Origin of the sequence: Paenibacillus sp. 102 (assembly GCF_039549175.1) — a bacterium.
In the GTDB taxonomy this organism is placed as follows: domain Bacteria; phylum Bacillota; class Bacilli; order Bacillales; family Bacillaceae_G; genus Bacillus_A.
In genome coordinates this window covers 757,607-781,018 of sequence record NZ_JBCGHT010000001.1, presented here as the reverse complement: position 1 = coordinate 781,018, position 23,412 = coordinate 757,607, and the positions used below count along the sequence as shown (strand labels likewise).

General features: G+C 36.8%; 22 protein-coding genes and 1 tRNA gene. 17 read left to right on the top strand and 6 right to left on the bottom strand.

All coding sequences use genetic code 11. The annotated features are described in order from the left end of the window. Positions 1 to 10: 10 nt before the first annotated feature. The 5 genes from dnaG to AAIE21_RS04140 all read left to right on the top strand — a co-directional run bounded on the left by dnaG (position 11) and on the right by AAIE21_RS04140 (position 5,776). Positions 11 to 1,807, top strand: a complete 1,797-nt coding sequence (gene dnaG, locus AAIE21_RS04160) for a DNA primase (RefSeq protein ID WP_343265588.1) — start codon at positions 11 to 13, stop codon at positions 1,805 to 1,807. Between the two features lie 59 nt (positions 1,808 to 1,866). Beyond that, complete coding sequence (gene rpoD / locus AAIE21_RS04155) at positions 1,867 to 2,988, top strand: RNA polymerase sigma factor RpoD (protein WP_003200669.1); 1,122 nt, start codon at positions 1,867 to 1,869, stop codon at positions 2,986 to 2,988. A gap of 384 nt (positions 2,989 to 3,372) precedes the next feature. Further along, complete coding sequence (gene cccA, locus AAIE21_RS04150) at positions 3,373 to 3,729, top strand: cytochrome c550 (RefSeq protein WP_343265587.1); 357 nt, start codon at positions 3,373 to 3,375, stop codon at positions 3,727 to 3,729. A gap of 221 nt (positions 3,730 to 3,950) precedes the next feature. Continuing rightward, a complete protein-coding gene (locus AAIE21_RS04145; protein WP_343265586.1) occupies positions 3,951 to 4,658 on the top strand; it encodes a tRNA (adenine(22)-N(1))-methyltransferase in 708 nt (235 codons plus the stop codon). Further along, a complete protein-coding gene (locus AAIE21_RS04140) occupies positions 4,655 to 5,776 on the top strand; it encodes a Nif3-like dinuclear metal center hexameric protein (protein WP_343265585.1) in 1,122 nt (373 codons plus the stop codon). Before AAIE21_RS04145 ends, AAIE21_RS04140 begins: the two co-directional genes overlap by 4 nt. A 221-nt stretch (positions 5,777 to 5,997) precedes the next feature. Here the strand turns inward: AAIE21_RS04140 and AAIE21_RS04135 are convergent, their stop codons facing one another. Further along, the gene (locus AAIE21_RS04135) at positions 5,998 to 6,945 is read right to left on the bottom strand and encodes a 4-hydroxy-3-methylbut-2-enyl diphosphate reductase (protein ID WP_343265584.1); all 948 of its coding nucleotides are present in this window, start codon (positions 6,943 to 6,945) and stop codon (positions 5,998 to 6,000) included. Between the two features lie 89 nt (positions 6,946 to 7,034). Then, a complete protein-coding gene (gene vrrA, locus AAIE21_RS04130) occupies positions 7,035 to 7,673 on the bottom strand; it encodes a VrrA/YqfQ family protein (RefSeq protein ID WP_343265583.1) in 639 nt (212 codons plus the stop codon). Between the two features lie 181 nt (positions 7,674 to 7,854). On the opposite strand from vrrA, the gene AAIE21_RS04125 reads away from it, so the two are divergent. Together AAIE21_RS04125 and AAIE21_RS04120 are read left to right on the top strand one after the other, a co-directional pair. Then, positions 7,855 to 9,165 (top strand): DEAD/DEAH box helicase, encoded by a 1,311-nt coding sequence (locus tag AAIE21_RS04125; RefSeq protein ID WP_343265582.1) that lies wholly within the window; start codon positions 7,855 to 7,857, stop codon positions 9,163 to 9,165. Between the two features lie 149 nt (positions 9,166 to 9,314). Then, positions 9,315 to 10,211: a deoxyribonuclease IV gene (locus AAIE21_RS04120; protein ID WP_343265581.1), complete on the top strand. Its 897-nt coding sequence runs from the start codon at positions 9,315 to 9,317 to the stop codon at positions 10,209 to 10,211. Positions 10,212 to 10,230: 19 nt separating this feature from the next. Here the strand turns inward: AAIE21_RS04120 and AAIE21_RS04115 are convergent, their stop codons facing one another. Further along, on the bottom strand, positions 10,231 to 10,485 hold the full coding sequence (locus AAIE21_RS04115) for a DUF2624 domain-containing protein (RefSeq protein WP_343265580.1): 255 nt from the start codon (positions 10,483 to 10,485) through the stop codon (positions 10,231 to 10,233). Positions 10,486 to 10,634: 149 nt separating this feature from the next. Here AAIE21_RS04115 and AAIE21_RS04110 point away from each other — a divergent pair, with 149 nt between their 5' ends. The 4 genes from AAIE21_RS04110 to AAIE21_RS04095 all read left to right on the top strand — a co-directional run bounded on the left by AAIE21_RS04110 (position 10,635) and on the right by AAIE21_RS04095 (position 13,715). Beyond that, complete coding sequence (locus AAIE21_RS04110; protein WP_343265579.1) at positions 10,635 to 11,513, top strand: YitT family protein; 879 nt, start codon at positions 10,635 to 10,637, stop codon at positions 11,511 to 11,513. A gap of 171 nt (positions 11,514 to 11,684) precedes the next feature. Further along, positions 11,685 to 12,455, top strand: coding sequence for a metal ABC transporter ATP-binding protein (locus AAIE21_RS04105; protein WP_343265578.1), 771 nt, complete (start codon positions 11,685 to 11,687; stop codon positions 12,453 to 12,455). After that, complete coding sequence (locus AAIE21_RS04100; protein ID WP_343265577.1) at positions 12,455 to 13,288, top strand: metal ABC transporter permease; 834 nt, start codon at positions 12,455 to 12,457, stop codon at positions 13,286 to 13,288. The genes AAIE21_RS04105 and AAIE21_RS04100 overlap by 1 nt, the downstream gene beginning before the upstream one ends. Before the next feature lie 13 nt (positions 13,289 to 13,301). Beyond that, on the top strand, positions 13,302 to 13,715 hold the full coding sequence (locus tag AAIE21_RS04095; protein ID WP_343265576.1) for a Fur family transcriptional regulator: 414 nt from the start codon (positions 13,302 to 13,304) through the stop codon (positions 13,713 to 13,715). Between the two features lie 78 nt (positions 13,716 to 13,793). On the opposite strand, the gene ispG is transcribed toward AAIE21_RS04095, so the two are convergent. The 3 genes from ispG to AAIE21_RS04080 all read right to left on the bottom strand — a co-directional run bounded on the left by ispG (position 13,794) and on the right by AAIE21_RS04080 (position 16,232). Continuing rightward, positions 13,794 to 14,888: a flavodoxin-dependent (E)-4-hydroxy-3-methylbut-2-enyl-diphosphate synthase gene (gene ispG / locus AAIE21_RS04090; RefSeq protein ID WP_343265914.1), complete on the bottom strand. Its 1,095-nt coding sequence runs from the start codon at positions 14,886 to 14,888 to the stop codon at positions 13,794 to 13,796. A gap of 164 nt (positions 14,889 to 15,052) precedes the next feature. Further along, complete coding sequence (locus tag AAIE21_RS04085) at positions 15,053 to 15,400, bottom strand: hypothetical protein (RefSeq protein WP_343265575.1); 348 nt, start codon at positions 15,398 to 15,400, stop codon at positions 15,053 to 15,055. 64 nt (positions 15,401 to 15,464) lie between these two features. Continuing rightward, positions 15,465 to 16,232: a DUF1189 domain-containing protein gene (locus AAIE21_RS04080; RefSeq protein WP_343265574.1), complete on the bottom strand. Its 768-nt coding sequence runs from the start codon at positions 16,230 to 16,232 to the stop codon at positions 15,465 to 15,467. 432 nt (positions 16,233 to 16,664) lie between these two features. Here AAIE21_RS04080 and AAIE21_RS04075 point away from each other — a divergent pair. From AAIE21_RS04075 to pstC, 6 genes are all read left to right on the top strand, one after another. Then, a tRNA-Ile gene (locus AAIE21_RS04075) sits at positions 16,665 to 16,738 on the top strand. 224 nt (positions 16,739 to 16,962) lie between these two features. After that, entirely contained in the window at positions 16,963 to 17,574 is a 612-nt protein-coding gene (gene sodA / locus AAIE21_RS04070) for a superoxide dismutase [Mn] (protein WP_343265573.1), read from the top strand. A gap of 136 nt (positions 17,575 to 17,710) precedes the next feature. After that, positions 17,711 to 18,988 (top strand): MFS transporter, encoded by a 1,278-nt coding sequence (locus AAIE21_RS04065; protein ID WP_343265572.1) that lies wholly within the window; start codon positions 17,711 to 17,713, stop codon positions 18,986 to 18,988. A gap of 109 nt (positions 18,989 to 19,097) precedes the next feature. Next, positions 19,098 to 21,200 carry a peptidoglycan D,D-transpeptidase FtsI family protein gene (locus AAIE21_RS04060; RefSeq protein WP_343265571.1) on the top strand — a complete coding sequence of 701 codons (2,103 nt, stop codon included), beginning with the start codon at positions 19,098 to 19,100 and terminating at the stop codon, positions 21,198 to 21,200. A 316-nt stretch (positions 21,201 to 21,516) separates the two neighbouring features. Next, entirely contained in the window at positions 21,517 to 22,434 is a 918-nt protein-coding gene (locus AAIE21_RS04055; RefSeq protein WP_343265570.1) for a PstS family phosphate ABC transporter substrate-binding protein, read from the top strand. Between the two features lie 27 nt (positions 22,435 to 22,461). Then, positions 22,462 to 23,412 (top strand): phosphate ABC transporter permease subunit PstC, encoded by a 951-nt coding sequence (gene pstC / locus AAIE21_RS04050; protein ID WP_343265569.1) that lies wholly within the window; start codon positions 22,462 to 22,464, stop codon positions 23,410 to 23,412.

Below are 23,412 nucleotides of genomic sequence, written 5' to 3'. Positions count from 1 at the left end.
AGATGGAGTTATGGGGAACAGAATTCCCGAAGAAGTTGTTGAACAGATTCGGACATCATCTGATATTGTAGAAGTGATTGGTGAGTATGTTCAGCTCAGAAAGCAAGGGCGCAATTATTTTGGGCTGTGTCCATTCCATGGTGAGAATTCACCTTCATTTTCTGTCTCATCAGATAAGCAAATTTTTCATTGCTTCGGATGTGGAGAGGGAGGAAATGTTTTTTCGTTTCTGATGAAGATGGAAGGACTCTCTTTCATAGAAGCTGTGCAAAAGCTTGGAGAAAGAAATAATATTTCAGTTGTAGATTATACATCAGGGCAAGAACAACAAGAGAACATATCTGATGACAGTGTCATTATGTTACAGGCTCACGAACTTTTGAAAAAATACTATCACCATCTTTTAGTAAATACGGAAGAGGGGAATGAGGCTCTTTCTTATTTGCTAAATCGAGGTATTACAAAAGAGATGATTGCAAAGTTTGAAATTGGTTATGCATCGCCAGCTTGGGATGCAGCAGCAAAAATATTGCAAAAAAGAGGTTTTTCGCTATCAACCATGGAACAAGCTGGTTTACTTGTACGGAGTGAAAGAGATGGCAGTCAACATGACCGCTTTCGCGGAAGGGTCATGTTTCCAATTCACACACTGCAAGGAAAAGTAGCGGCGTTTAGTGGAAGGGCATTAGGAGATGATACTCCGAAATACTTAAACAGCCCAGAAACACCTATTTTTCACAAAAGTAAGTTGCTGTATAATTTCCATCAAGCAAGGTCGTTTATCAGAAAACGAGGGCAAGTTGTTCTATTTGAAGGATATGCTGACGTAGTAGCTGCTGTAAAAAGCGGAATTGAAGAATCAGTTGCGACGATGGGAACAGCTCTAACAGAAGAACAGGCGAAACTTCTGCGGCGTAATGTTGAAACTGTTGTTCTTTGCTATGATGGTGATAAAGCAGGACGAGAAGCGACAATGAAAGCAGGGCAATTGTTATTGAAAGTTGGTTGTCACGTCAAGGTTACTTCATTGCCAGATAAGCTTGATCCTGATGAATATGTGCAACAATATGGAACAGCGGCGTTTGAAAATCTTGTAAAGGCTAGTATAAGTTTTGTTGGATTCAAAATAAATTACTTGCGTTTAGGGAAAAATTTGCAAGATGAGTCTGGTAAAGAAGAATATGTGAAAAGTGTTTTAAAGGAGCTAGCTTTATTGCAAGATGCAATGCAAGCAGAGTCATATTTAAAATCATTATCGCAAGAATTTGCTTACTCAATGGAAACACTTTTAGGCCAATTACACCAATATCGCAAAGAACAAAAGATACAGCAAAAACAAACGAAGCAAATTTCTAAGCCGCCTCAAATCGTTCAGGCAAAACCTAAATTTTCAGGTTTTGAAAGAGCGGAAAGAGAGCTCATTTACCATATGCTACAAAGTGCAGAAGTTGCTTTCCGTATCGAACCTCATATAGAAGATTTTCATACGGAAGAACATAAAGGGATTTTATATGAACTGTACGCATATTATGAAAAGGGAAATGAACCTTCAGTCGGGAATTTCTTGAGTTGGCTCTCTGATGAGAAATTGAAAAATATTATCACCAATATTTCAACGGATGAATTCATTAATCCAGAATACACAGATGAGGTATTGCAAGGACACTTTGAGGCGCTAAGCCGACATAAGCAAAAGCTTAAAAAAATGGAAACCATTTTTGCATTAAAGCAAATGGAAAAAACAGATCCAGTAGAAGCTGCAAAATTTTATGCAGCATATTTACAAAATCAGAAAGCAAGAAGATAGCTTTTTGTATAAAATTTTATTATAATGAATGTTTGTATCTCGCGTAAGGAGGGGAACAAATGGCTGATAAACCAGCTCGTTCTAAACAAATTGAAACTGATATGACCCTTGAGCAAGTGAAGGAACAACTCACTGAGCTCGGAAAAAAACGTGGCGTTCTTACATATGAAGAGATTGCAGAACGCATGAATGGATTTGAAATTGAATCCGATCAAATGGATGAATATTATGAATATTTAGGTGAACAAGGAATTGATTTAGTTGGCGACAACGATGAAGGTCCGAATAATCACCAAATTACAAAGACAGAAGAAGAATTCGATTTAAATGATTTAAGTGTGCCACCAGGTGTAAAAATCAATGACCCTGTTCGCATGTATTTAAAAGAAATCGGCCGTGTCGACCTACTATCTGCTGAAGAAGAAATCCGCTTAGCAACACGCATTGAAGAAGGTGATGAAGAAGCGAAGCGCCGTCTTGCGGAAGCGAATTTACGTCTTGTTGTAAGTATTGCAAAACGATATGTAGGTCGTGGTATGCTCTTCTTAGACTTAATTCAAGAAGGAAACATGGGTCTAATTAAAGCTGTTGAAAAGTTCGATTATCGCAAAGGTTTTAAATTCAGTACGTATGCAACTTGGTGGATTCGCCAAGCGATTACACGTGCTATTGCAGACCAAGCGAGAACAATTCGTATTCCAGTTCATATGGTTGAAACAATTAATAAATTAATCCGTGTACAGCGTCAATTGTTACAAGATTTAGGACGTGAACCATCTCCAGAAGAAATTGGAGAAGAAATGGATCTTGCTCCAGAAAAAGTACGCGAAATCTTAAAGATTGCACAGGAGCCAGTTTCTCTTGAAACACCAATCGGTGAAGAGGATGACTCACATTTAGGCGATTTTATCGAAGATCAAGAAGCAACATCACCTGCTGATCATGCAGCATATGAGTTGCTAAAAGAACAATTAGAAGATGTGTTAGACACACTAACAGATCGTGAAGAAAATGTTCTACGTCTTCGTTTCGGTTTAGATGATGGACGAACTCGTACGCTTGAAGAAGTTGGGAAAGTATTCGGCGTAACGAGAGAGCGTATTCGTCAAATTGAAGCAAAAGCGCTTCGTAAATTAAGACATCCAAGCCGTAGCAAACGTCTAAAAGATTTCTTAGAATAGAGTTCTTTTTAAGTTTACTTCACATTTGTGAAGTAAACTTTTTTATTTTGTTAATTTTTGTTAAAATATAGCTGTGAGTAACGATTACAATTCTTGTAATTTATTTTACAGAATTGTCTTTTGATTTGCAAATGCTCATTTTTCGATTTTTCGATTAATTTCGTTTATTCTATACAAAAATATATGCAGAAAAACAAAAAATATGATGAGAAGCGTTGATATTTATCAAAATAATATGTGATAAAAGGGAGATAATCAATAAACTGAATTTATGGAATATTTGTAACAACTGATAGTTTTGTCTTTTCTGATAGAGCGTTTTCAAGTACAATGGAAATAACTGAATCATCTAACTATTAGGGGCGTAGAGGGGGGAGAAGAAATATGAAACGTAATCCGTTGATTCCGTTCGCACTCATTGCTGTAATAGGGATTGTTATTATGTTTGTATTTTCGTTTGAGGGGTTATATAAATCTAAAGAGATAGCCGATGCGAAAAATGGGGGGAAACCAGCGCAAACGGCATCGAAACCAGAAGATATTGTGAAACAGAGTTGTGCGAGCTGTCATGGTGATCAGTTGCAAGGAGCAGTAGGTCCTAACTTACAAAAAGTTGGTGGAAAACTTTCCAAAGATGCAATTAAAGAAGTAATCGTAAAAGGAAAGGGGAATATGCCACCAAATTTAATTCCAGCTGACCAAGCCTCTAAAGTAGCTGATTGGCTATCGAAGAAAAAATAAGGTGAACCTTTAATTCGTTAATTCGTGGGAATTTTATTGCCTGTAAATAGTGGAATAAGATCTGTGAAACAAGTTCTTTGCTTATGGCGAGGAGCTTGTTTTTTCTTTTCATTCTAAAATACGATGAAATAAATGAATTGTTTTGTTTCTTTACTTGCAACAAGGGCTGTAAATTCATTATCATGGAGACAGACTGAAAAGAGAAGGAGCAATGGGAATAAATGAATGAAGTGAAGCTTTCAAAAAGATTAGAAGAAGTAGTGAGGGAAATTCCTGTAGGATCTACAGTTGCAGATATTGGGTCTGATCATGCGTATTTACCGTGCTATACAATTATAAATCATATTGCTACAAAGGCGGTAGCTGGGGAGGTAGTAGATGGACCGTTCCGTTCTGCACAGGCTACAGTGGCGGAGAGTGGCTTACAAGAAAAGGTAGATGTTCGAAAAGGGAATGGCTTAGCTGTCATTACGCCAGGAGAGGTTGATGTGATTACAATTGCTGGTATGGGTGGCGCGTTAATTCGTGATATTTTAGAGGCCGGAAAAGAAAAACTAGAGGGTGTAACGCGTTTGATTTTACAACCGAATATTGCTGCACATCATATTCGTGAATGGTTTATTGAAAATGGGTGGGAGCTTATCCATGAGAAAATTATTAAAGAAGACGGTAAGATTTATGAGATTTTAGTTGGGGAAAAAGGTAATCCGTTATCGCCTTACAACGAAAATAAACAAGCTGAGTTATTTATTGGACCATTTTTGATGAAAGAAAAAAGTGATGCTTTTGTAGAAAAGTGGGAAGGCGAAATGAAAAATTTTCAGAATATCTTGAAGCAACTTGAGCGTGCGACAGAATCGGGAGATACGAAGGCAAAGCGGAATGAAGTGAATGAGAAAATGAAAATGATAGAGGAGGTTTTATCATGAGTAAAATTCCAAATGGGCATGAGGTAATTTCTTTATTTGAAAGTATGTATCCAAAGCACCTAGCAATGGAAGGTGACAAGATTGGCTTACAGATTGGGGCGTTAAATAAGCCGGTTCAGCATGTATTGATTGCATTAGATGTTACAGAAGCAGTTGTAGAAGAGGCGATTCAAATAGGAGTGAATGTGATTATTGCTCATCATCCTCTTATTTTTAATCCACTAAAAGCAATTCATACAGATAAGGCGTATGGACGAATTATTGAAACTTGTATCAAAAACGATATCGCTGTTTATGCAGCACATACAAATGTCGATGTAGCAAAAGGTGGAGTGAATGACTTACTTGCCGAGGCACTGGGATTGCAAAATACAGAAGTGCTTGTTCCGACATACTCGGAAGAAATGAAAAAGATTGTTGTATTTGTGCCTGTAACGCATGCTGAAGAAGTTCGTAAAGCACTTGGGGATGCTGGGGCAGGAGATATCGGTAACTATAGCCATTGTACGTTTAATAGCGAAGGGATAGGTACATTTCTGCCTGGGAAGGGGACAAAGCCTCATATAGGCGAAACTGGGCAGTTAGAGCGTGTAGAAGAGGTGAGAATTGAAACGATTATTCCAGTCTCACTGGAGCGGAAGGTCGTAAAAGCAATATTAACAGCACATCCATATGAGGAAGTTGCTTATGATGTGTATCCACTTGATAATAAGGGAGAAACATTAGGGCTTGGTAAGATTGGATATTTGCAAGAAGAAATGACATTGGGTCAGTTCGCTGATCATGTGAAATCGGCATTAGATGTAAAAGGGGCACGAGTTGTTGGAAATGTAGATGATAAAGTGCGAAAAGTAGCAGTGCTTGGCGGTGATGGGAATAAATATATTACGCAAGCGAAATTTAAAGGAGCAGATGTATATGTGACGGGTGATATGTATTATCATGTTGCACACGATGCGATGATGCTCGGATTAAATATTGTTGACCCAGGACATAATGTTGAAAAAGTAATGAAACAAGGTGTGCAAAAGCAATTACAACAAAAAGTAGATGAGAAAAAATTTGCTGTGCAAATTCATGCTTCAGGGTTACATACAGATCCGTTTACTTTTGTATAAGCTATAGAAATTATAAAGCTTTTTTAGATGGAAGAGGGCATCCGGCTATGCCTAGAAGCAGTCAGTTCCTTTTCCTGCCCCGCGCCGAGTGAAGACAAAGAAAACAGACGAATGTAGGTAACTTTTTGTTCTTCGTGGCAGCGACTTATATGTGGAGAATCAAAATAGATGTATATAGAATAAAAAAAAATCCGTTGCTAATGAATTAGCAACGGATTTTTTTATTGTTTTTTTACTTTTACACGCGGCAAGATTTTTTGAAGTGGTACGTTTCGTTTACGTTCCCAAGTTGCTGGGTTCATTGGATCGTACTGTTCTAAAAAGGCGATTACTTCTTTTGTAATTGGTGTAGGTGTAGATGCCCCTGCAGTAACAGCGACGTTTTCGATACCTTGCAGCCACTCTAATTGAATTTCGCTTACATCTGCAACGCGGTATGCCTTTGTACCAGCAATCTCCTGTGATACTTGAGCTAAACGGTTTGAGTTATTACTTTTTGGATCGCCAACAACAATCGTTAAATCAGCCACATCAGCTTGTTTAGCAACCGCTTCTTGACGAACCTGTGTTGCTAAACAAATTTCTTTGTGAAATTCAGCTGTTGGGAATTTTTTCTGAATGTCTTCCATCAGGTGTTGAACGTCCCATTGGCTCATCGTTGTTTGATTTGTAACCAAAATTTTATCTGTTGGGATTTCTAGATTTTCCAAGTCGGTTGCTCTTTCAATAAGATGAACGATATCAGGTGCAATACCAACGGCGCCTTCTGGTTCTGGATGTCCTTTTTTACCGATGTAAATCACATGGTATCCTTCCGCTTTTTTTGCTTCAATGAGGTCATGTGTTTTCGTAACATCTGGACATGTTGCATCGATTGTTGTTAACCCTTTTTCTTTCGCACGTTGTTTAACTTCTGGAGAAACACCATGTGCTGTGAAAATAACAGTACCAGAATCGATTTTGTCTAAAATCTCTAATCGACTTGGACCATCTAATGTAATGATGCCATCTTCTTCAAAAGCATCTGTTACATGTTTGTTGTGAACAATCATACCTAGAATATAAATGGGCCTTGGTAATGATTTATCTAATGCGGCGTTGCGTGCGATGACCATTGCATCAACAACACCGTAACAATAACCACGTGGGGAAATTTTAACAATCTTCATGTGAGTAATCCTCTCCTTCTAAACAAGGGATCCTTTTGTACATAGTCTTTTTCATTATAAAGGAGGAGTGGACAGAAAACAAAGGATTGTTAAACATATAGTTTTGGTTTTGGTGCCATACGCGGTATATCCTCTTTCGGAAGGGCTTTTTCAATAACTGGTTCTAAAATGATTTTCTTCTTTTTTTTCTTTTTTGAAGGTGGTGGAGGTGTAGTGATTATTTCCACCTCTTCTGCTGATTCTTCAGCAGTACCTTTTCCGGAGGTGAGAATTTTTACGATACTTGGTATGCTGCGCACAATAGGTCCGTACTGCTGGACGACAGGTCCGACAGATTGTGCGACTTGAGCAACCTTTTCAATGTTATTTAACATGCCAGTAGGGTTGGAAATTAAATTGGAAAAGAAGCTACCAATACCACCGCTAGCGCTAGAGGTCACTGGTGCTGAGCCGCGCATTTCATTCTGATCGTTCATTTGAGGTGGCATCATTTGTTGTGGTGGCTGTATATAGGATTGCTGATGTTGATACATCATCGGTTGCCCCTCCATTTGTTGATAGGGAGAAACCATCTGCATAAAGGGATGAGTCGGATCGTGCTTTTGGAATAGTTTAGCGAGAAATCCTTTCTTTTTTTGCATCATAGGCGGTAAATTAGGTATGGGATATGGGGTGTACGGCTGCTGCTGCCTTACATACATTTGCCCCATAGGGGGTTTCGGATACATAAGGGAAACCCTCCTTTCTTCAGTTAGGTATATACACATACAATATGCAAGGGAAAGAAAGAAGGTTAGTTTTTGAAGTGAAAACCTAAACTAAAGATGGATTTTACCATTAGATTTCGATATAATGTAGACTTGACTGATTTGTGCGCGCAGTAGAAATTTTAGAAAGAAGGTGTAACTTATGACACTACAAACATTTGAACAGTATAATTTTCAATCATTTTTAATAGATGCAGTTCGTGAACTACGCTTTTCAGAGCCGACAGAAATACAAAAGAAAATTTTTCCGGTTGTGAAAAAAGGTGTGAGTGTAATTGGACAATCCCAAACAGGTTCTGGAAAAACACATGCATACTTACTCCCGACTTTAAACAGAATTAATGCAAATCGTGAAGAAGTACAACTTGTTATTACAGCGCCTACTCGTGAGTTAGCACAACAAATTTATCAAGAGATTGTGAAGTTAACAAAATTCTGTACGGAAGAGCAAATGATTACAGCACGTTGCTTAATCGGAGGAACAGACAAACAACGATCAATTGAAAAGCTGAAAAAGCAACCTCATGTTGTTGTTGGAACACCAGGGCGTATTAAAGATTTAGTGGAAGAACAAGCGCTATTTGTTCATAAAGCAGCTACTATTATCGTCGATGAAGCGGATTTAATGCTTGATATGGGATTCATTCAAGATGTAGATAAAATTGCAGCACGCATGCCTAAAAACTTGCAAATGCTTGTTTTCTCTGCAACGATTCCTCAAAAATTAAAACCGTTTATGAAGAAGTACATGGAGAATCCAGAGCATATTCATATTAATCCGAAACAAGTTGCGGCAGGAAATATTGAGCATTATTTAGTACCTTCTAGACATCGCAATAAGATTGAATTAGTGAAAAATATGTTACTTCAATTTAAGCCATATTTAGCAATCGTCTTTACAAATACGAAAAAAATGGCAGATGACGTTGCGAATGGATTAACAGAGCGTGGATTAAAAGTTGGACGAATCCACGGTGATTTATCTCCGCGTGATCGTAAAAAAATGATGAAGCAAATTCGTGATTTAGAATTCCAATACATTGTAGCGACTGACTTAGCAGCACGTGGTATTGATATTGAAGGAATAAGCCATGTAATTAACTATGAACTTCCTTCAGATTTAGATTTCTTTGTTCACCGCGTTGGAAGAACAGCACGCGCTGGTTATTCAGGTATTGCAGTGACTATTTATGATCCGGCAAACGAGGAAGCGCTAGATAGCTTAGAAAAACAACGTAACATTACGTTTAAACATGTAGATTTACGTGGTGATGAATGGGCGGATTTAGGTGAGCGTCGTCGTCGTAAAAGTCGTAAAAAGCCAAATGATGAGTTGGATGTTATGGCAACGAAAGTGGTTAAAAAACCGAAAAAAGTAAAGCCTAATTATAAGAGAAAACTTGCAACAGAACGTGAAAAAGTGAAGAAAAAATATAGCAATAAAAAAAGATAAGGGCTCCCTTATCTTTTTTTTCGCCATTTGTGTCCCTTGGAAGATTCACTTTATTTTTATAGCGGATTTTTTTGTGAACAAACAATTTACTACATATTTCTACAAATTATGCTATCATTATAGCTATTGTATATTGAAGAGGTGATTATATGTTAAAGATCGGATCTCATGTTTCTATGAGTGGTAAGAAAATGTTATTAGCAGCGAGTGAAGAGGCTGCTTCATATGGTGCAACAACGTTTATGATTTATACAGGTGCACCACAAAATACGAGAAGAAAACCAATTGAAGAGTTGAATATAGAAGCAGGACGTAAACATATGGAACTGAATGGCATTGAAGAAATTATTGTACATGCGCCATATATTATTAATGTTGGGAATACGACAAAACCTGAAACGTTCCAATTAGGTGTAGATTTCCTTCGTATGGAAATTGAAAGAACGTCAGCCCTAGGTGTAGCGAAACAAATTGTACTTCATCCAGGTGCTCACGTTGGTGCAGGAGCTGATGCTGGTATTGCTCAGATTATTAAAGGATTAAATGAAGTGTTAACACCAGATCAAACAGTAAATATTGCATTAGAAACAATGGCTGGAAAAGGTACAGAATGTGGACGTAGTTTTGAAGAAATTGCAAAAATTATCGACGGTGTTACACATAATGAAAAATTATCTGTATGCTTTGACACGTGTCATACACATGATGCAGGCTATGACATTGTGAATGATTTTGACGGCGTATTAAACGAATTTGATAAAATTGTTGGGATTGACCGCTTGCAAGTATTGCATATTAATGATAGTAAGAATGTGCGCGGAGCTGGAAAAGACCGTCACGAAAATATTGGTTTTGGTCATATTGGGTATAAAGCTTTGCATCATATTGTGCACCATCCTCAATTACAGCATGTACCAAAAATTCTTGAAACGCCGTATGTAGGTGAAGATAAGAAAGATAAAAAACCACCATATAAGTTTGAAATTGAAATGTTAAAGAGCGGTTCATTTGATGATGCGATTCTCGAAAAGATTAAAGAACAATAAGGAGGGGAATTTCCTCTCCTTATTTTAATAGTTTCTGAAATAGCGTATTTATTTGTTGAGCTGTAGAGGGGGAAGTTACTTTCGCGATTTTTTTTAAGAGGTCTAGTCTTTCTCCTGTATCATAAATATTGATATTTTTCCCTTTTAGTAAAGGGACAATTTGTTCAGCCTGCTCAGTTGTGATGGAGACTGCATATTCTTTACTATATTTCAATAATTCTTTTGCTGTCATATGATTTAATTTTTTATTTACAATATGTTTGATGAGGTTCATGATACTGTCCTCCTTCAGTCGTTCTTATATCGAAATATATGTGTACGGTGCTTGTATATATTCGTATGCCAGTTGTTTTTTTCTATGGTGAAAAGAGGAGTATGTTATAATAAAAGAACAAAATTATATAGAGAATATAAGGAGGGCTTATGGAGAAGAAACAACATCGAAAAGAAAGTGTTATTCATCTATTGTATCGTTTGGTGATGATTGTCTTTGGGGCGGCATGTGCGGCGGTAGCAATTGAACTATTTTTAATGCCAAATAAAATTATTGATGGTGGAATTATTGGTGTTTCCCTCATATTAGATTATCTTACTCCTAACATTTGGTGGTTGAGTTTTTCTACTTTGGTTGTTATCCTCAATATTCCTTTTATGTATTCTGGTTATAAACAAATCGGGAAAACATTCATGTTATCTTCTGCTTTTGGAATTGTGGCTTTAGCGTTTATTGAGTCAACATTACATACCTTTAAACCATTTACGACAGAGCCCATTTTAGCAACTGTTTTTGGTGGTCTTATTTTAGGTCTTGGTGTAGGGCTTGTTATTCGTCATGGTGGTTCATTAGATGGTACAGAAATTATGGGGATTTTATTAACAAAGAAATTACCGTTTTCTGTCGGTGAATTCGTTATGTTTGTAAATCTGTTTATTTTTGCTTGGGCAGCATTTGTATTTGGTGTTGAGCAGGCGATGTATTCTGTTATGACATACTATATTGCTTTTAAAACAATCGATACGGTTATTCAAGGGTTGGACGAAACAAAAGCAGTTCTAATTGTATCAGATCAATATGAAGAAGTATCAAATGCTATCTTACACCGCCTTGGTCGTGGGACAACGAAACTTGTTGCTAAGGGTGGGTATACAGATAAAGAAAAAGAAGTAATTTATGCAGTTGTTACACGTCTTGAGGTAACGAAATTAAAATCAATTGTTCATGAAATTGATGAAAATGCCTTTATTACAATTATGAGTACGCAAGAGACAAATGGTGGTAAATTTAAATCAGCTATTCATTAAAAGTATATGTTTAAAAAGCAGAGAGATTTTCTCTGCTTTTTGTTATAATAAAAAGGTTGTCTTAAATAAGGAATATATTTTAGGCAGATTGGTTTACAACTATAATAAGCTATACTATAATTCAAATAGAGATAAATCGGAATCATTCTGAATTAAAATAGGTGAGATGCTATGAAGAATATGTTAGAAATAGAAGGGCTGGCATTTCGATATGAAGATCGAAATGTGTTAGAAGATATTAATTTGCAAGTTCCTAAAGGGGCTTTTTTAGGTTTGGTTGGGCCTAATGGATCTGGTAAATCGACCTTATTAAAGTGTATCTTAGGTGTTTTGAAGCCGAAGAAAGGGAGTATTCGCTTATTTGGTATTGATAGTAAGAAATTTAAAGAGTGGAATAAAATTGGTTATGTTTCACAGAAGGCTAACAGCTTTAATTCTGGCTTTCCAGCGACTGTCTTTGAAGTTGTTTCAATGGGACTTGTTTCAAAAAAAGGTCTATTTCGTTTCTTGAAGAAAGAAGATAAAGAAAAGGTCATAAAGGCAATCGCAGATGTAGGAATGAGTGAATTTCAAAATCGTAATATCGGAGAACTTTCTGGTGGACAACAGCAACGTATATTTATCGCGCGTGCGCTTGTAAGTAATCCAGAATTATTGATTTTGGACGAACCTACTGTGGGAATTGATGTAAAGAGTGTAGAGAGCTTTTATGAGATACTGGAAGATTTAAATAAAAAACTAGGTATCACACTGATTCTGGTTACACACGATATGGGGGCTGTAACAGAGAAAGTGACACATGTTGCATGTTTAAATCAGCATTTACATTTCCATGGAAATGTTGAGAAATTCCGAGAGTTAGAAGATGCAGAAATGTCGATTTTATATGGACATCATGTTCATCGTTTAGAGCATGATCATGAGCATCACGGGAGGATATAATGATACAGGATTTTTTACAATATGACTTTTTGCGTAATTCTTTATACGCTGGTATTTTAATAGGGCTTGTTGCCCCGTTAATTGGTGTGTTTGTTGTCATTCGCCGCTTATCACTGATTGCAGATGCTTTAAGCCATGTGACATTATCAGGAATTGCCGCAAGTTTGTTGCTGGAAAAAACTATTTTTACAGGTGGATTTTTAAATCCGTTATATATGGGGATGATTTTTTCAATGGGCGGGGCGCTATTAATTGAAAAATTACGTACTGTATATAAACATTACCAAGAATTAGCGATTCCGATTATTCTTTCAGCAGGGATGGGAATTGGAGTGATCTTCATTTCGCTTGCTAATGGATTTAATACGGATTTATTTAGTTACTTATTTGGTAGCGTGAGTGCTGTAACGAGCTCAGATTTGATTCTTATTGGTATTGTAGCAATCGTCGTTATTGCAACGATTATTTTATTATATAAAGAGTTGTTTTTATTATCATTTGACGAAGAATATGCTGTATCAACAGGGCTTCGTGCAAAATGGATTCACTTTATTTTCATTATTTTAGTAGCGCTTGTTATTGCGGTATCTATGCGTGTTGTTGGGGTTCTTCTCGTATCATCTTTAATGACGTTACCAGTTGCAGCAAGTATCCGCATCGCAAAAGGGTTTAAACAAACAATTTTCTTTTCCATTTTATTTGGTGAAATTTCCGTGATAGGTGGGCTGTTCGCTTCTTATCAGCTTGATTTAGCTCCAGGTGGTACAATTGTTATGCTAGCGGTTCTTATTTTAATCGGTGCAATCTTATGGAAGAAGAAAAAAACTGCATAAAGTAGGGATAGTTATGAATCTAACAGAAGCTTTACGCCTTATGAAAGAAAAAGGCTATAAACATACTGGAAAAAGAGAAGAAATGTTACGTTTATTTGCAGCTCATAATCGTTATTTAACTGCCAAAGATGTTTTAGAGCATATGAAAGATGATTATCCAGGGTTAAGTTTTGATACCATCTATCGTAATTTAACAGTATTTGCTGAAATTGGTGTTTTGGAGCAAACAGAATTAAATGGAGAAAAGCATTTTCGTTTTACATGTTCTATTATGGAACATCATCATCACTTTATTTGTTTGGATTGTGGTGGTACAAAAGAAATTACTTCCTGTCCAATGGATTTTATGAATAAAGATTTTAAGGGATATGAAGTAACAGGGCATAAGTTTGAAATATATGGACGTTGCCCGAAGTGTGCACAGTAAGAGCTCGCCAGTTATGAAACTGACGAGCTTTTTTCTATAAGGAAAAGGCTGCTCGTAAAATCAAAGCAGCCTGTTTTATTATTCTTGTTCTTGTTTTTCTTGATTCGCAGCCATTTCAGCAGCAATTACATCAATTTCTTTTTTTAGTTCTTCTACCATTGTTTCTTCTGGTACTTTACGAACGACTTTTCCTTTACGGAATAATAAACCTTCTCCGCGTGCACCAGCAATACCGATATCGGCTTCACGAGCTTCACCAGGACCATTTACAGCGCAGCCAAGTACAGCTACTTTAATTGGTACTTTCAGCGTAGAGATGTATTCCTCGACTTCATTTGCAATACTGATAAGGTCGATTTCGATACGACCGCATGTTGGACAAGAAATAAGTGTCGCAGCATTCGATGCAAGACCGAATGATTTTAACAATTCGCGAGCAACTTTTATTTCCTCAACTGGATCAGCACTTAATGAAATACGAAGTGTATTCCCGAGACCCTTACTTAAAATCGCCCCAAGACCAGCAGCGCTTTTTACAGTTCCGGCAAATAGTGTTCCGGATTCTGTAATACCTAGGTGTAACGGATAATCAAAAGCACGAGCTGCTTTTTCGTAAGCTTCAATTGCTAAGTTAACATCAGAGGCTTTCATTGATACGATAATATCATGGAAATCTAGGTCCTCTAAAATTTTAATATGATGAAGTGCACTTTCAACCATACCATCTGCAGTAGGGTATCCATACTTTTCTAAAATATGACGTTCTAATGAACCAGCATTTACACCAATACGAATTGGAATGCCACGTTCTTTCGCAGCATTTACAACTGCTTCTACTTTATGGCGACGCCCGATATTACCTGGGTTGATACGTACTTTATCGATGCCGCCTTCAATTGCTTTTAATGCAAGGCGATAATCAAAGTGAATATCAGCAACAAGTGGGATGTTAATTTGTTTTTTAATATCAGCAATTGCGTTTGCTGCACGTTCGTCTGGAACAGCAACGCGGACGATTTGACAACCCGCTTCTTCTAAACGTTTGATTTCGGCAACAGTTGCTTCTACATCATGTGTTTTTGTTGTTGTCATACTTTGTATAATTAATTCATTATTACCGCCAATTGTTAAATTACCGACTTTAACAGGACGTGTTTTTGTACGATGAGTCATTTCATTCACGAATAGATCGCTCTCCTTATAAAAGAAGTTTCTTATTTTGTCTTTCATATCAAACATAGTATATGTGATATGAAGCAATAGAAACCTATATGCTCGGTTTCACTTTTACTATTGTATCAGCGCCTTTATATAATTGACAAGGATTAAGTGATTGCTCATTGATATAACGGGAATTTGTAAGATTTTCCGATCTGTATTTTTGTTGTAGACGTATTTTTATTTAACTGTTTAAAATCATCGATGACTTTTTCAATAGAGGGAATTTTTTTCTTGTTAATCGCTTCTGTAATAGATAAAACAGTCTCTCCTGTTTTGACTTCAATCGCTTTATATTGCACATCTGTTTCTTCTTTTGCTTTTGTATCAACATTTTCTTTTTTTACAGTTTGAGCAGCTGTTGTTTTTTTGTATGAACTTAACATTGGTAAGGTACCAATTTTTATATCGTAATAAAACACGTAACCGAGAACAAGCACAAGTAAGAGTGCACCAAGTCTCTTCATATTCCTCACTCCTTTGTTAGGAAATATATGCTTGTCCAAAAAAAAAATGCCAAAATGGCATTTTTTATAGTTCGTGTTTTTCCTTAGGGTTTGGTATTTCTTTAATTGTTAAGTACAGCACGATTAAAATGATGGCAGTGTACAGAAGGAATGTTCCTGGCACATTTATGTTTAATACATTCATAATCATAAAGAAAATAGTTGGAATTGTATAACTGTAAGCTGTTAATGTCCAAACTTGTTTATAAGATACTTTTCGCTGACCTACCATTGCTGAACCGATAAAGGCTAAAATAGTTGTACCTAAGAACGAAATGAATAATTGGTACAAGTAAATAGCTATTCCAACACCAAACATGAGAAATGGGTAGATATTATCAACGGCTGATACAATGCCTTGGATATCCTTTTTCTCAAATGTCCCATTGCCGAAGTCACTGTAAGACTGACTTTGTGTTTGATTGTTATTAATAGATACAACTTTATCTTTTAAAACAAATACACCTTGTTTATTTGTATATGCATTCGTATCTGTTGCATTAGGGTCAAATACGAAAACAAAATCTCCATCTTCTTTTATAATAGGTTCTTTGACGTCAGCGTGCAGCTCACCATTCTCAATTTTAAAATCAGGTAAATCTTTTTCAATTGATTGATGTACAGAAGATACGACATCTTGTACGAAGTTTCCAAATATAAAAGTTTTCGGAATCGTTGCGATTAAACATAATAACATGACGTACAGAATTGTTTTTCCCATTTTTTGAAAACGAAAAAGTGCCATGTCCTTTGGCGAATATAAACTTTTTACTAGCTGCGTAAATATGGACATATATTCACTTCCTTTACTATATGTATGATAGATTGATGCATAAAATCATTGTAACGTAGGAATCTAGAGAATCACAAGTTATATCGTATGAAATAAGGTTAATGCTTCAGTAATTATTGGACTGTATAGAGGATTTACTACCTATAAAAATCTTTCTTTTGAGGGGGGAGAGAGCATCTGTCCATGTATAGAAGCGGTTAGCCTCTTTTCCTGCCCGATGTGAAATTAAAGCAAAGAGAGAAAATGAGTACAGGCTATTTTTTGTTCTGCGTAGCAGGAAGGTAAAAATATAATTGACACTTTTCTTTTTCATATGGTAAATTTATCTTACATTTCTTAATTAATATATCTTGCAGTTTTCAGCTTTTATGAATGTTCTGTGGAGACTTGGTGGTGAATTTGAATTTTAATCACCGCTATATACATAATTCTGGACCCTTAGCTCAGCTGGTTAGAGCAGACGGCTCATAACCGTCCGGTCGTAGGTTCGAGTCCTACAGGGTCCATATCCATTTCATATGTTTATCATGTAGCCGAAAAGCTTCCTTGTAGAAGGGAGCTTTTTTTACGAAATATATGAGCATTTTGTTTGAAAAGAAATGGAAACTTTGCTACGTTAATGATAGCAAGACAATGTGATTTAATTTGTTTTCACCCTATGGCAATTAGGGTAAAATGAAGTTGTATGTCAAGTTATCTTGGCAATACATAAACTGGGAGGAATGTAACAATGGCAAAACATGAATTACCAAATTTACCTTATGCGTATGATGCTTTAGAACCTCACTTTGATAAAGAAACAATGAACATCCATCATACAAAACACCACAACACTTACGTAACAAACTTAAATGCTGCGTTAGAAGGTCATGCAGAACTAGCTGACAAAAGTGTTGAAGAATTAGTTACAAACTTAAATGAAGTACCAGAAGCAATCCGTACTGCAGTACGTAACAACGGTGGCGGACATGTGAACCACACTTTCTTCTGGACAATTCTATCTCCAAACGGTGGTGGACAACCTGTAGGTGAACTTGCAGCTGCAATTGAAGCGAAATTCGGTAGCTTTGATGCATTTAAAGCAGAATTCGCAAAAGCTGGTGCAACTCGCTTCGGTTCTGGCTGGGCTTGGTTAGTAGTAAACAATGGTGAACTAGAAGTAACAAGCACTCCAAACCAAGATTCACCTTTAACAGAAGGTAAAACTCCAGTTATCGGTTTAGACGTTTGGGAACATGCTTACTACTTACATTACCAAAATCGTCGTCCTGACTACATCGGTGCATTCTGGAACGTTGTAGACTGGAACGCAGCTGAAAAACGTTACCAAGAAGCTAAATAATATCGCTTATTCCGTTTTATGTAAGACGATATTGAAGAAGCTAGGGGAATATTCCCCTAGCTTTTTTGTATGCTTTCTTTTACATAATTGCGCTTGTCTTTGGAAGACTAGAACATGAAGTAAAGGAGAGTTATGTATGAAGTGGAAACATGTAATTGGCGATGTCGAGGTGAATCGTGATTTAGTATTGTTACTTGTTATGGGGGGATTATACACGCTCGCGATTTCTTTATCCAACACGTTTGTTAACATTTATTTATGGAAGCAAACACAAAATTATGTGAACCTTGGGTTGTATAATTTAGCAAGCGTTGTATTGCAGCCATTAACATTTCTTTTTGCAGGGAAATTGGCAAAGCGGATAGATCGTGCCATTTTACTGCGAATTGGTGTAGGAACATTAGCAGCTTTTTTTATTGTTGTTTTACTTGCAGGAACGCATGCTTCACATTATATTTTATTACTTGGTGGCCTTCTTGGAATTGGATATGGTTTTTATTGGCTGGCATTTAATCTGTTAACATTTGAGATTACGGAACCAGAAACACGTGATTTTTTTAACGGTTTTCTCGGCCTGTTAACATCCTTCTCTGGAATGGTTGGACCAATAGCAGCCGGGTATACGATTTCGCGTATGGAGAAGTGGACAGGTTATACGGTTATCTTTTTTCTTTCCCTAACTTTATTTGCAATTGCTGTTGTCATAAGCTTCTTTTTGTCGAAAAGAGAATGTGAAGGGCGTTATGAAATTGTTCAAGTTTTGAAAGAGCGTAAGATTGATAAAAACTGGGGAAGGATTACCCACGCCCATTTTTTTCAAGGCTTAAGGGAAGGAACGTTTATTTTTGTTATTTCCGTATATGTCTATTTAGCATCAGGAAGTGAATTTGGGCTAGGAAAATATAGCTTAGTCAATTCAGCTGTATCCTTTATATGCTACTACTTTGTCGCACGTATGTTAAAAAAGGAATGGAGAAAAAAATCGATTTTACTTGGTGGAATTATTTTGTATGTCGTTGTATTTTTAGTTATTTTTCATGTTACATATGTAAAACTACTCATTTATGCAGCGTGTATTGCTATTGCTTATCCAATTTTACTCGTTCCATACGGTTCTATGACATATGATGTAATCGGAAGAGCAAAGCAGGCAAGAGAGTGGCGTGTTGAGTATATTGTTGTACGAGAGCTATGGCTGAACAGCGGAAGAATATGTTCCATTTTAAGTTTCTTATGTGCAGTATCATTTTTTTCACCAGAAAAAAGCTTGCCTATTCTATTATGTATTCTCGGAGCTGGACATTTACTTATTTATTTTGCTATTAGAAATGTCAAATATGGGGAAGGAAATCCAAATAAAACAAGGATTCCAGCACCTGAAACAACACAAAATCATACCGAACGAGAAGGTTAACTTCTTCCGTGTTTTATGCTAGAATAAAAAGACATGTAAAACAGCAGTGAGGACACCTGTAATAAGGTGTCCCTTTCCTATTACATAGCTGTTGGTAGAGGGGGTTCGTATGAGTAAAAAGAAGAAAAAAAAGAAGACCCACGTTCCGTTTCGGCTTAACGTGTTGTTTTTTTGTGTGTTTTTAATGTTTTCAGCGATTATTGTAAAGCTTGGAATGGTACAAATTGTACATGGTGAGGATTATAAAAATGAAGTTGAAAAAAAGGAAAACTCAACAGTAAGTAATCCGGTTCCACGCGGGAAAATTTTTGATAGATATGGTCGTGCGGTAGTGGATAACAACCCAGTTCGTACGATTACGTTTACAAGAATGAAGGGATCAACTTCAGAAGAGCGTTTAGAAACAGCGAAAAAACTTGCGAAGCTAATTGAAGTATCCCCAGATAAATTAACAGAACGTGATAAAAAAGATTATTGGCTTTCTTTACATGAAGAAGAGGGAAAAGAAAAAATTACAAAGAAAGACCAAGCAGAATTTAAAGCAAAGAAAATTGATGATAAAGAAATTGCAGAGCGTCAGCGGAATCGCGTGACAGAGGCAGAAATCAATCAACTAACAGCGGAAGATCTAGAAATACTTGCAATTAAGAGTAAAATGGACGGCGGATATGCAATGACGCCACAAATTGTAAAAAAAGATGTAACACCAGAAGAATATGCAATCATTAGTGAAAACTTAGCGTTGTTACCAGGTATAGATACGACAGTTGATTGGGATCGTAAATATACTTATGATGATATGTTCCGCAGTGTACTTGGTGGTGTAACAAGCTCAGATGAAGGGTTGCCAAGAGAGCGACTAGATTATTTCCTTGTTCGAGATTATAACCGTAACGACCGCGTTGGTAAAAGTTATATTGAACAGCAATATGAAGATACACTTCACGGTACAAAAGCAGAAGTGAGAAATATTACAGATAAGGACGGAAACATTTTAGAAACGATAAATGTATCTAAAGGGCAACGAGGGAACGATTTAAACTTAACAATTGATATGGAACTGCAAAAGCGTGTAGAAGAAATTCTTACAAAGAGTTTGAAACAATATGCAGGATCAGAGCCACTTTTAGACCGAGCGTTTGTTGTAATGATGAATCCAAAAAATGGTGAAGTTTTATCTATGGCTGGGAAACAAATCGTAGAGGAAAATGGGACGAAAGAGATAAAAGACTATGCATTAGGGACAATGACGAGTGCGTATCCGATGGGTTCGACCGTGAAAGGTGCTACGATACTAACTGGATATCAAACAGGCGCAATTACGCCTGGAGCAACATTATTGGATGAACCGATTAAATTGAAAGGTACACCAGTAAAAGCTTCTTGGAAAACGATGGGCTATATAAATGACCTTACTGCTTTAAAAATGTCTTCTAACGTATATATGTTTAAAACAGCTATGAATATTGCTGGAGTACCATATGTTCGAGGTGGTACATTGGATATTAAGAAAAAAGCATTCGATGATATGCGTTATTATTTTGGACAGTTTGGGCTTGGTGTGAAAACAGGAATTGATTTACCAAACGAAATATCTGGTCAGAGGGGCTCAGGATCCCAACCAGGTTTCTTATTAGACTTATCGATTGGACAATATGATACGTATACACCGCTTCAACTTGCACAATATGTTTCAACAATTGCAAATGGTGGCTATCGTATGCAACCACAAATTGTTAAAGAAATTCGTCAACCAACATCTAAACCAGATGAAGTTGGAAAAGTGATTCAATCGATGGAACCGAAAGTGTTAAATCGTATTGATATGCCTGAAGAGCAAGTGAAGCGTGTGCAAGAAGGATTTAGACAAGTATTTAATGATTCAGGTGGTACTGGTGCAAAATACTTTAGTAATGCACCATATAAAGCTGCCGGGAAAACAGGAACAGCACAAACATTTTATGGCGGTAATAAAGACATCGGAAGAAATGCAAAAGGCGAGCCTGTACCAACTTATAACTTAACATTAGTAGGTTATGCGCCGCTTGATAATCCTGAAGTTGCATTCTCCGTTGTTGTTCCATGGGTACACAACGATAAATCTGGAGTTAACGGAGATATCGGCCGTGCCATTACGGACGCTTACTTTGAACTGAAGAAACAAGAAATCACAGGTGAAGCTCCGAAGGATGAAAAAGGTAAAGAAGAATAAAAATATGTAAATTTGGCACACTATCTCAAAAGATAGTGTGCTTTTTTTGTATTTTATGCATAGAGTATAGTAATTGTGGACAAGCGTATCATATACGCAAAATGATGTGCTGAAAAAATGAACTCTCTCATAGTATGACCGGTTATATATTTACTTTTGAGAAAAGAAGTGAAAATGAGAAAGGAGCATCGTATTCCTTCATATTAAGTTGAACTTTACAAAACTTTTACAAATTATTAAAACCGAATTAATAGTTCGGCATTATTCTTATATTTGTAATCCTGTTACTTCGGGATACTTCTAGGAGGAGCTACACGTGAAGTGGACAAGAAAATGTATCAAGATTTTTGTAATATCGACATGCTTTATGTTTTCGTATGTGTCTACTACATCCGCTGCTAATGATGTGAGGGAAGTGAGAGTTGATGGATCCTCAACGGTCTTTCCCATTATGGAAGCGATAGCGGAAGAATACACAAAAAAAGACCCGCGTGTAAAAATTTCTATTAGTATATCTGGGACAGGAGGAGGATTTCATCGTTTTGGAAAAGGTGAAGTAGATATTAATAATGCTTCACGAAAGGTGAAACAAGTAGAAGAAGATTTTATGAGAAAAAACTCCATCCAGTTTACACCATTTGAAATTGCTTATGATGGCCTCACAATCATTGTGAATTGTGAAAATACATGGGCAGATAATATGACAATAGAGGAATTGCGTCTATTATGGAGTGAAAATGGAAAAACGAAACGATGGTCACATATTCATCCAGGGTGGCCGCATGAAAAGGTGCAATTTTATGCGCCAGGTGTCGATTCTGGTACGTATGATTATTTTCAAAGTGTTGTCTTGCAAAACAATCGTCTTGCAAAAACAGTCTCTTTATCTGAAGACGATCAAGTCATTGTGCAAGGAGTAATGAATGATAAAAATGCAATTGCATTTGTGGGGTATGCGTACTATACGGCGAATCAAGATAAGGTAAAAGCTATAAAAGTAAATGGTGTACGACCAACGAAAGAAACCATTCAAACTGGTAGTTATAAGCCATTGTCAAGATCGCTATTTGCATATGTAAATCATGACTCTATTCGAAATAAAAGCAGCGTGGCAGAGTATGTGACATTTATGATGCAACATGCGGGCAGGCTTGCTGAAGAAGTCGGATATGTTAAGTTACCACAAAAAAAATATAGTGAACAGCTGCGAATGTTAACAGAAATAAAAAGATAATGTCAGGATGGAAAGGGGTTTTCATCTTTGGCTCGAAATGACAAAAGTCAAATTACATTTTCTGTGCAACATTTGATTGAAAGAAATACAATCAAAAGAAAAAAAACGCAGCGAATCAATCGAATGGTTCCGTTACTACTAAAGGCGATTGCTAGCGTATCTATCATAACAACGATAGGCATTATCGTTACGCTAGCGAATGAAACGATTATGTTTTTTCATGAAATACCAATACATTCTTTTTTTACTGAAAAAGAATGGTTACCATTTTTTGAAGAGCCGAAGTTTGGAATACTTCCTCTCATATGTGGGACCGTATTTGTAACAACAATTGCTATGATGGTAGCTATTCCAATTGGACTAGGATGTGCCATATTTTTAAATGAATATGCTTCACATTTTGCTAGAAAAGTGTTAAAGCCCATTTTAGAACTATTAGCAGGCATTCCTACGATTGTATATGGTTTTTTTGCTTTAACGATCGTCACACCAGCCCTGCAGCGTATCATTCCAGATTTACAGTTTTTTAATGCGATTAGTCCAGGGGTTGTTATAGGGATTATGATGGTTCCAACCATTGCTTCTCTTTCTGAAGATGCGATGAGAGCCGTATCTAAAGGAATAAAAGAAGCCTCACTTGGGTTAGGTGCAACGCGTTTTGAAACTGTGCGAAAAGTTGTATTTCCAGCTGCGTTTACCGGTATTATGGCTGCAATTCTATTAGCGGCTTCACGTGCAATTGGTGAAACGATGATTGTGGTCATCGCTGGAGGTTCAACACCCAATGTATCGATAAACCCGACGCACTCCATTCAAACGTTAACGGCTTATATTGTACAAGTGAGTTTGGGTGATGCTCCGCACGGAACGATAACGTACTATAGCATGTACGCTGTAGGTGCGACATTACTTATGTTTACATTCATGATGAATATGATTTCGCAGCAGATTATGCGCCGTTTTAGAAAGGTGATATAA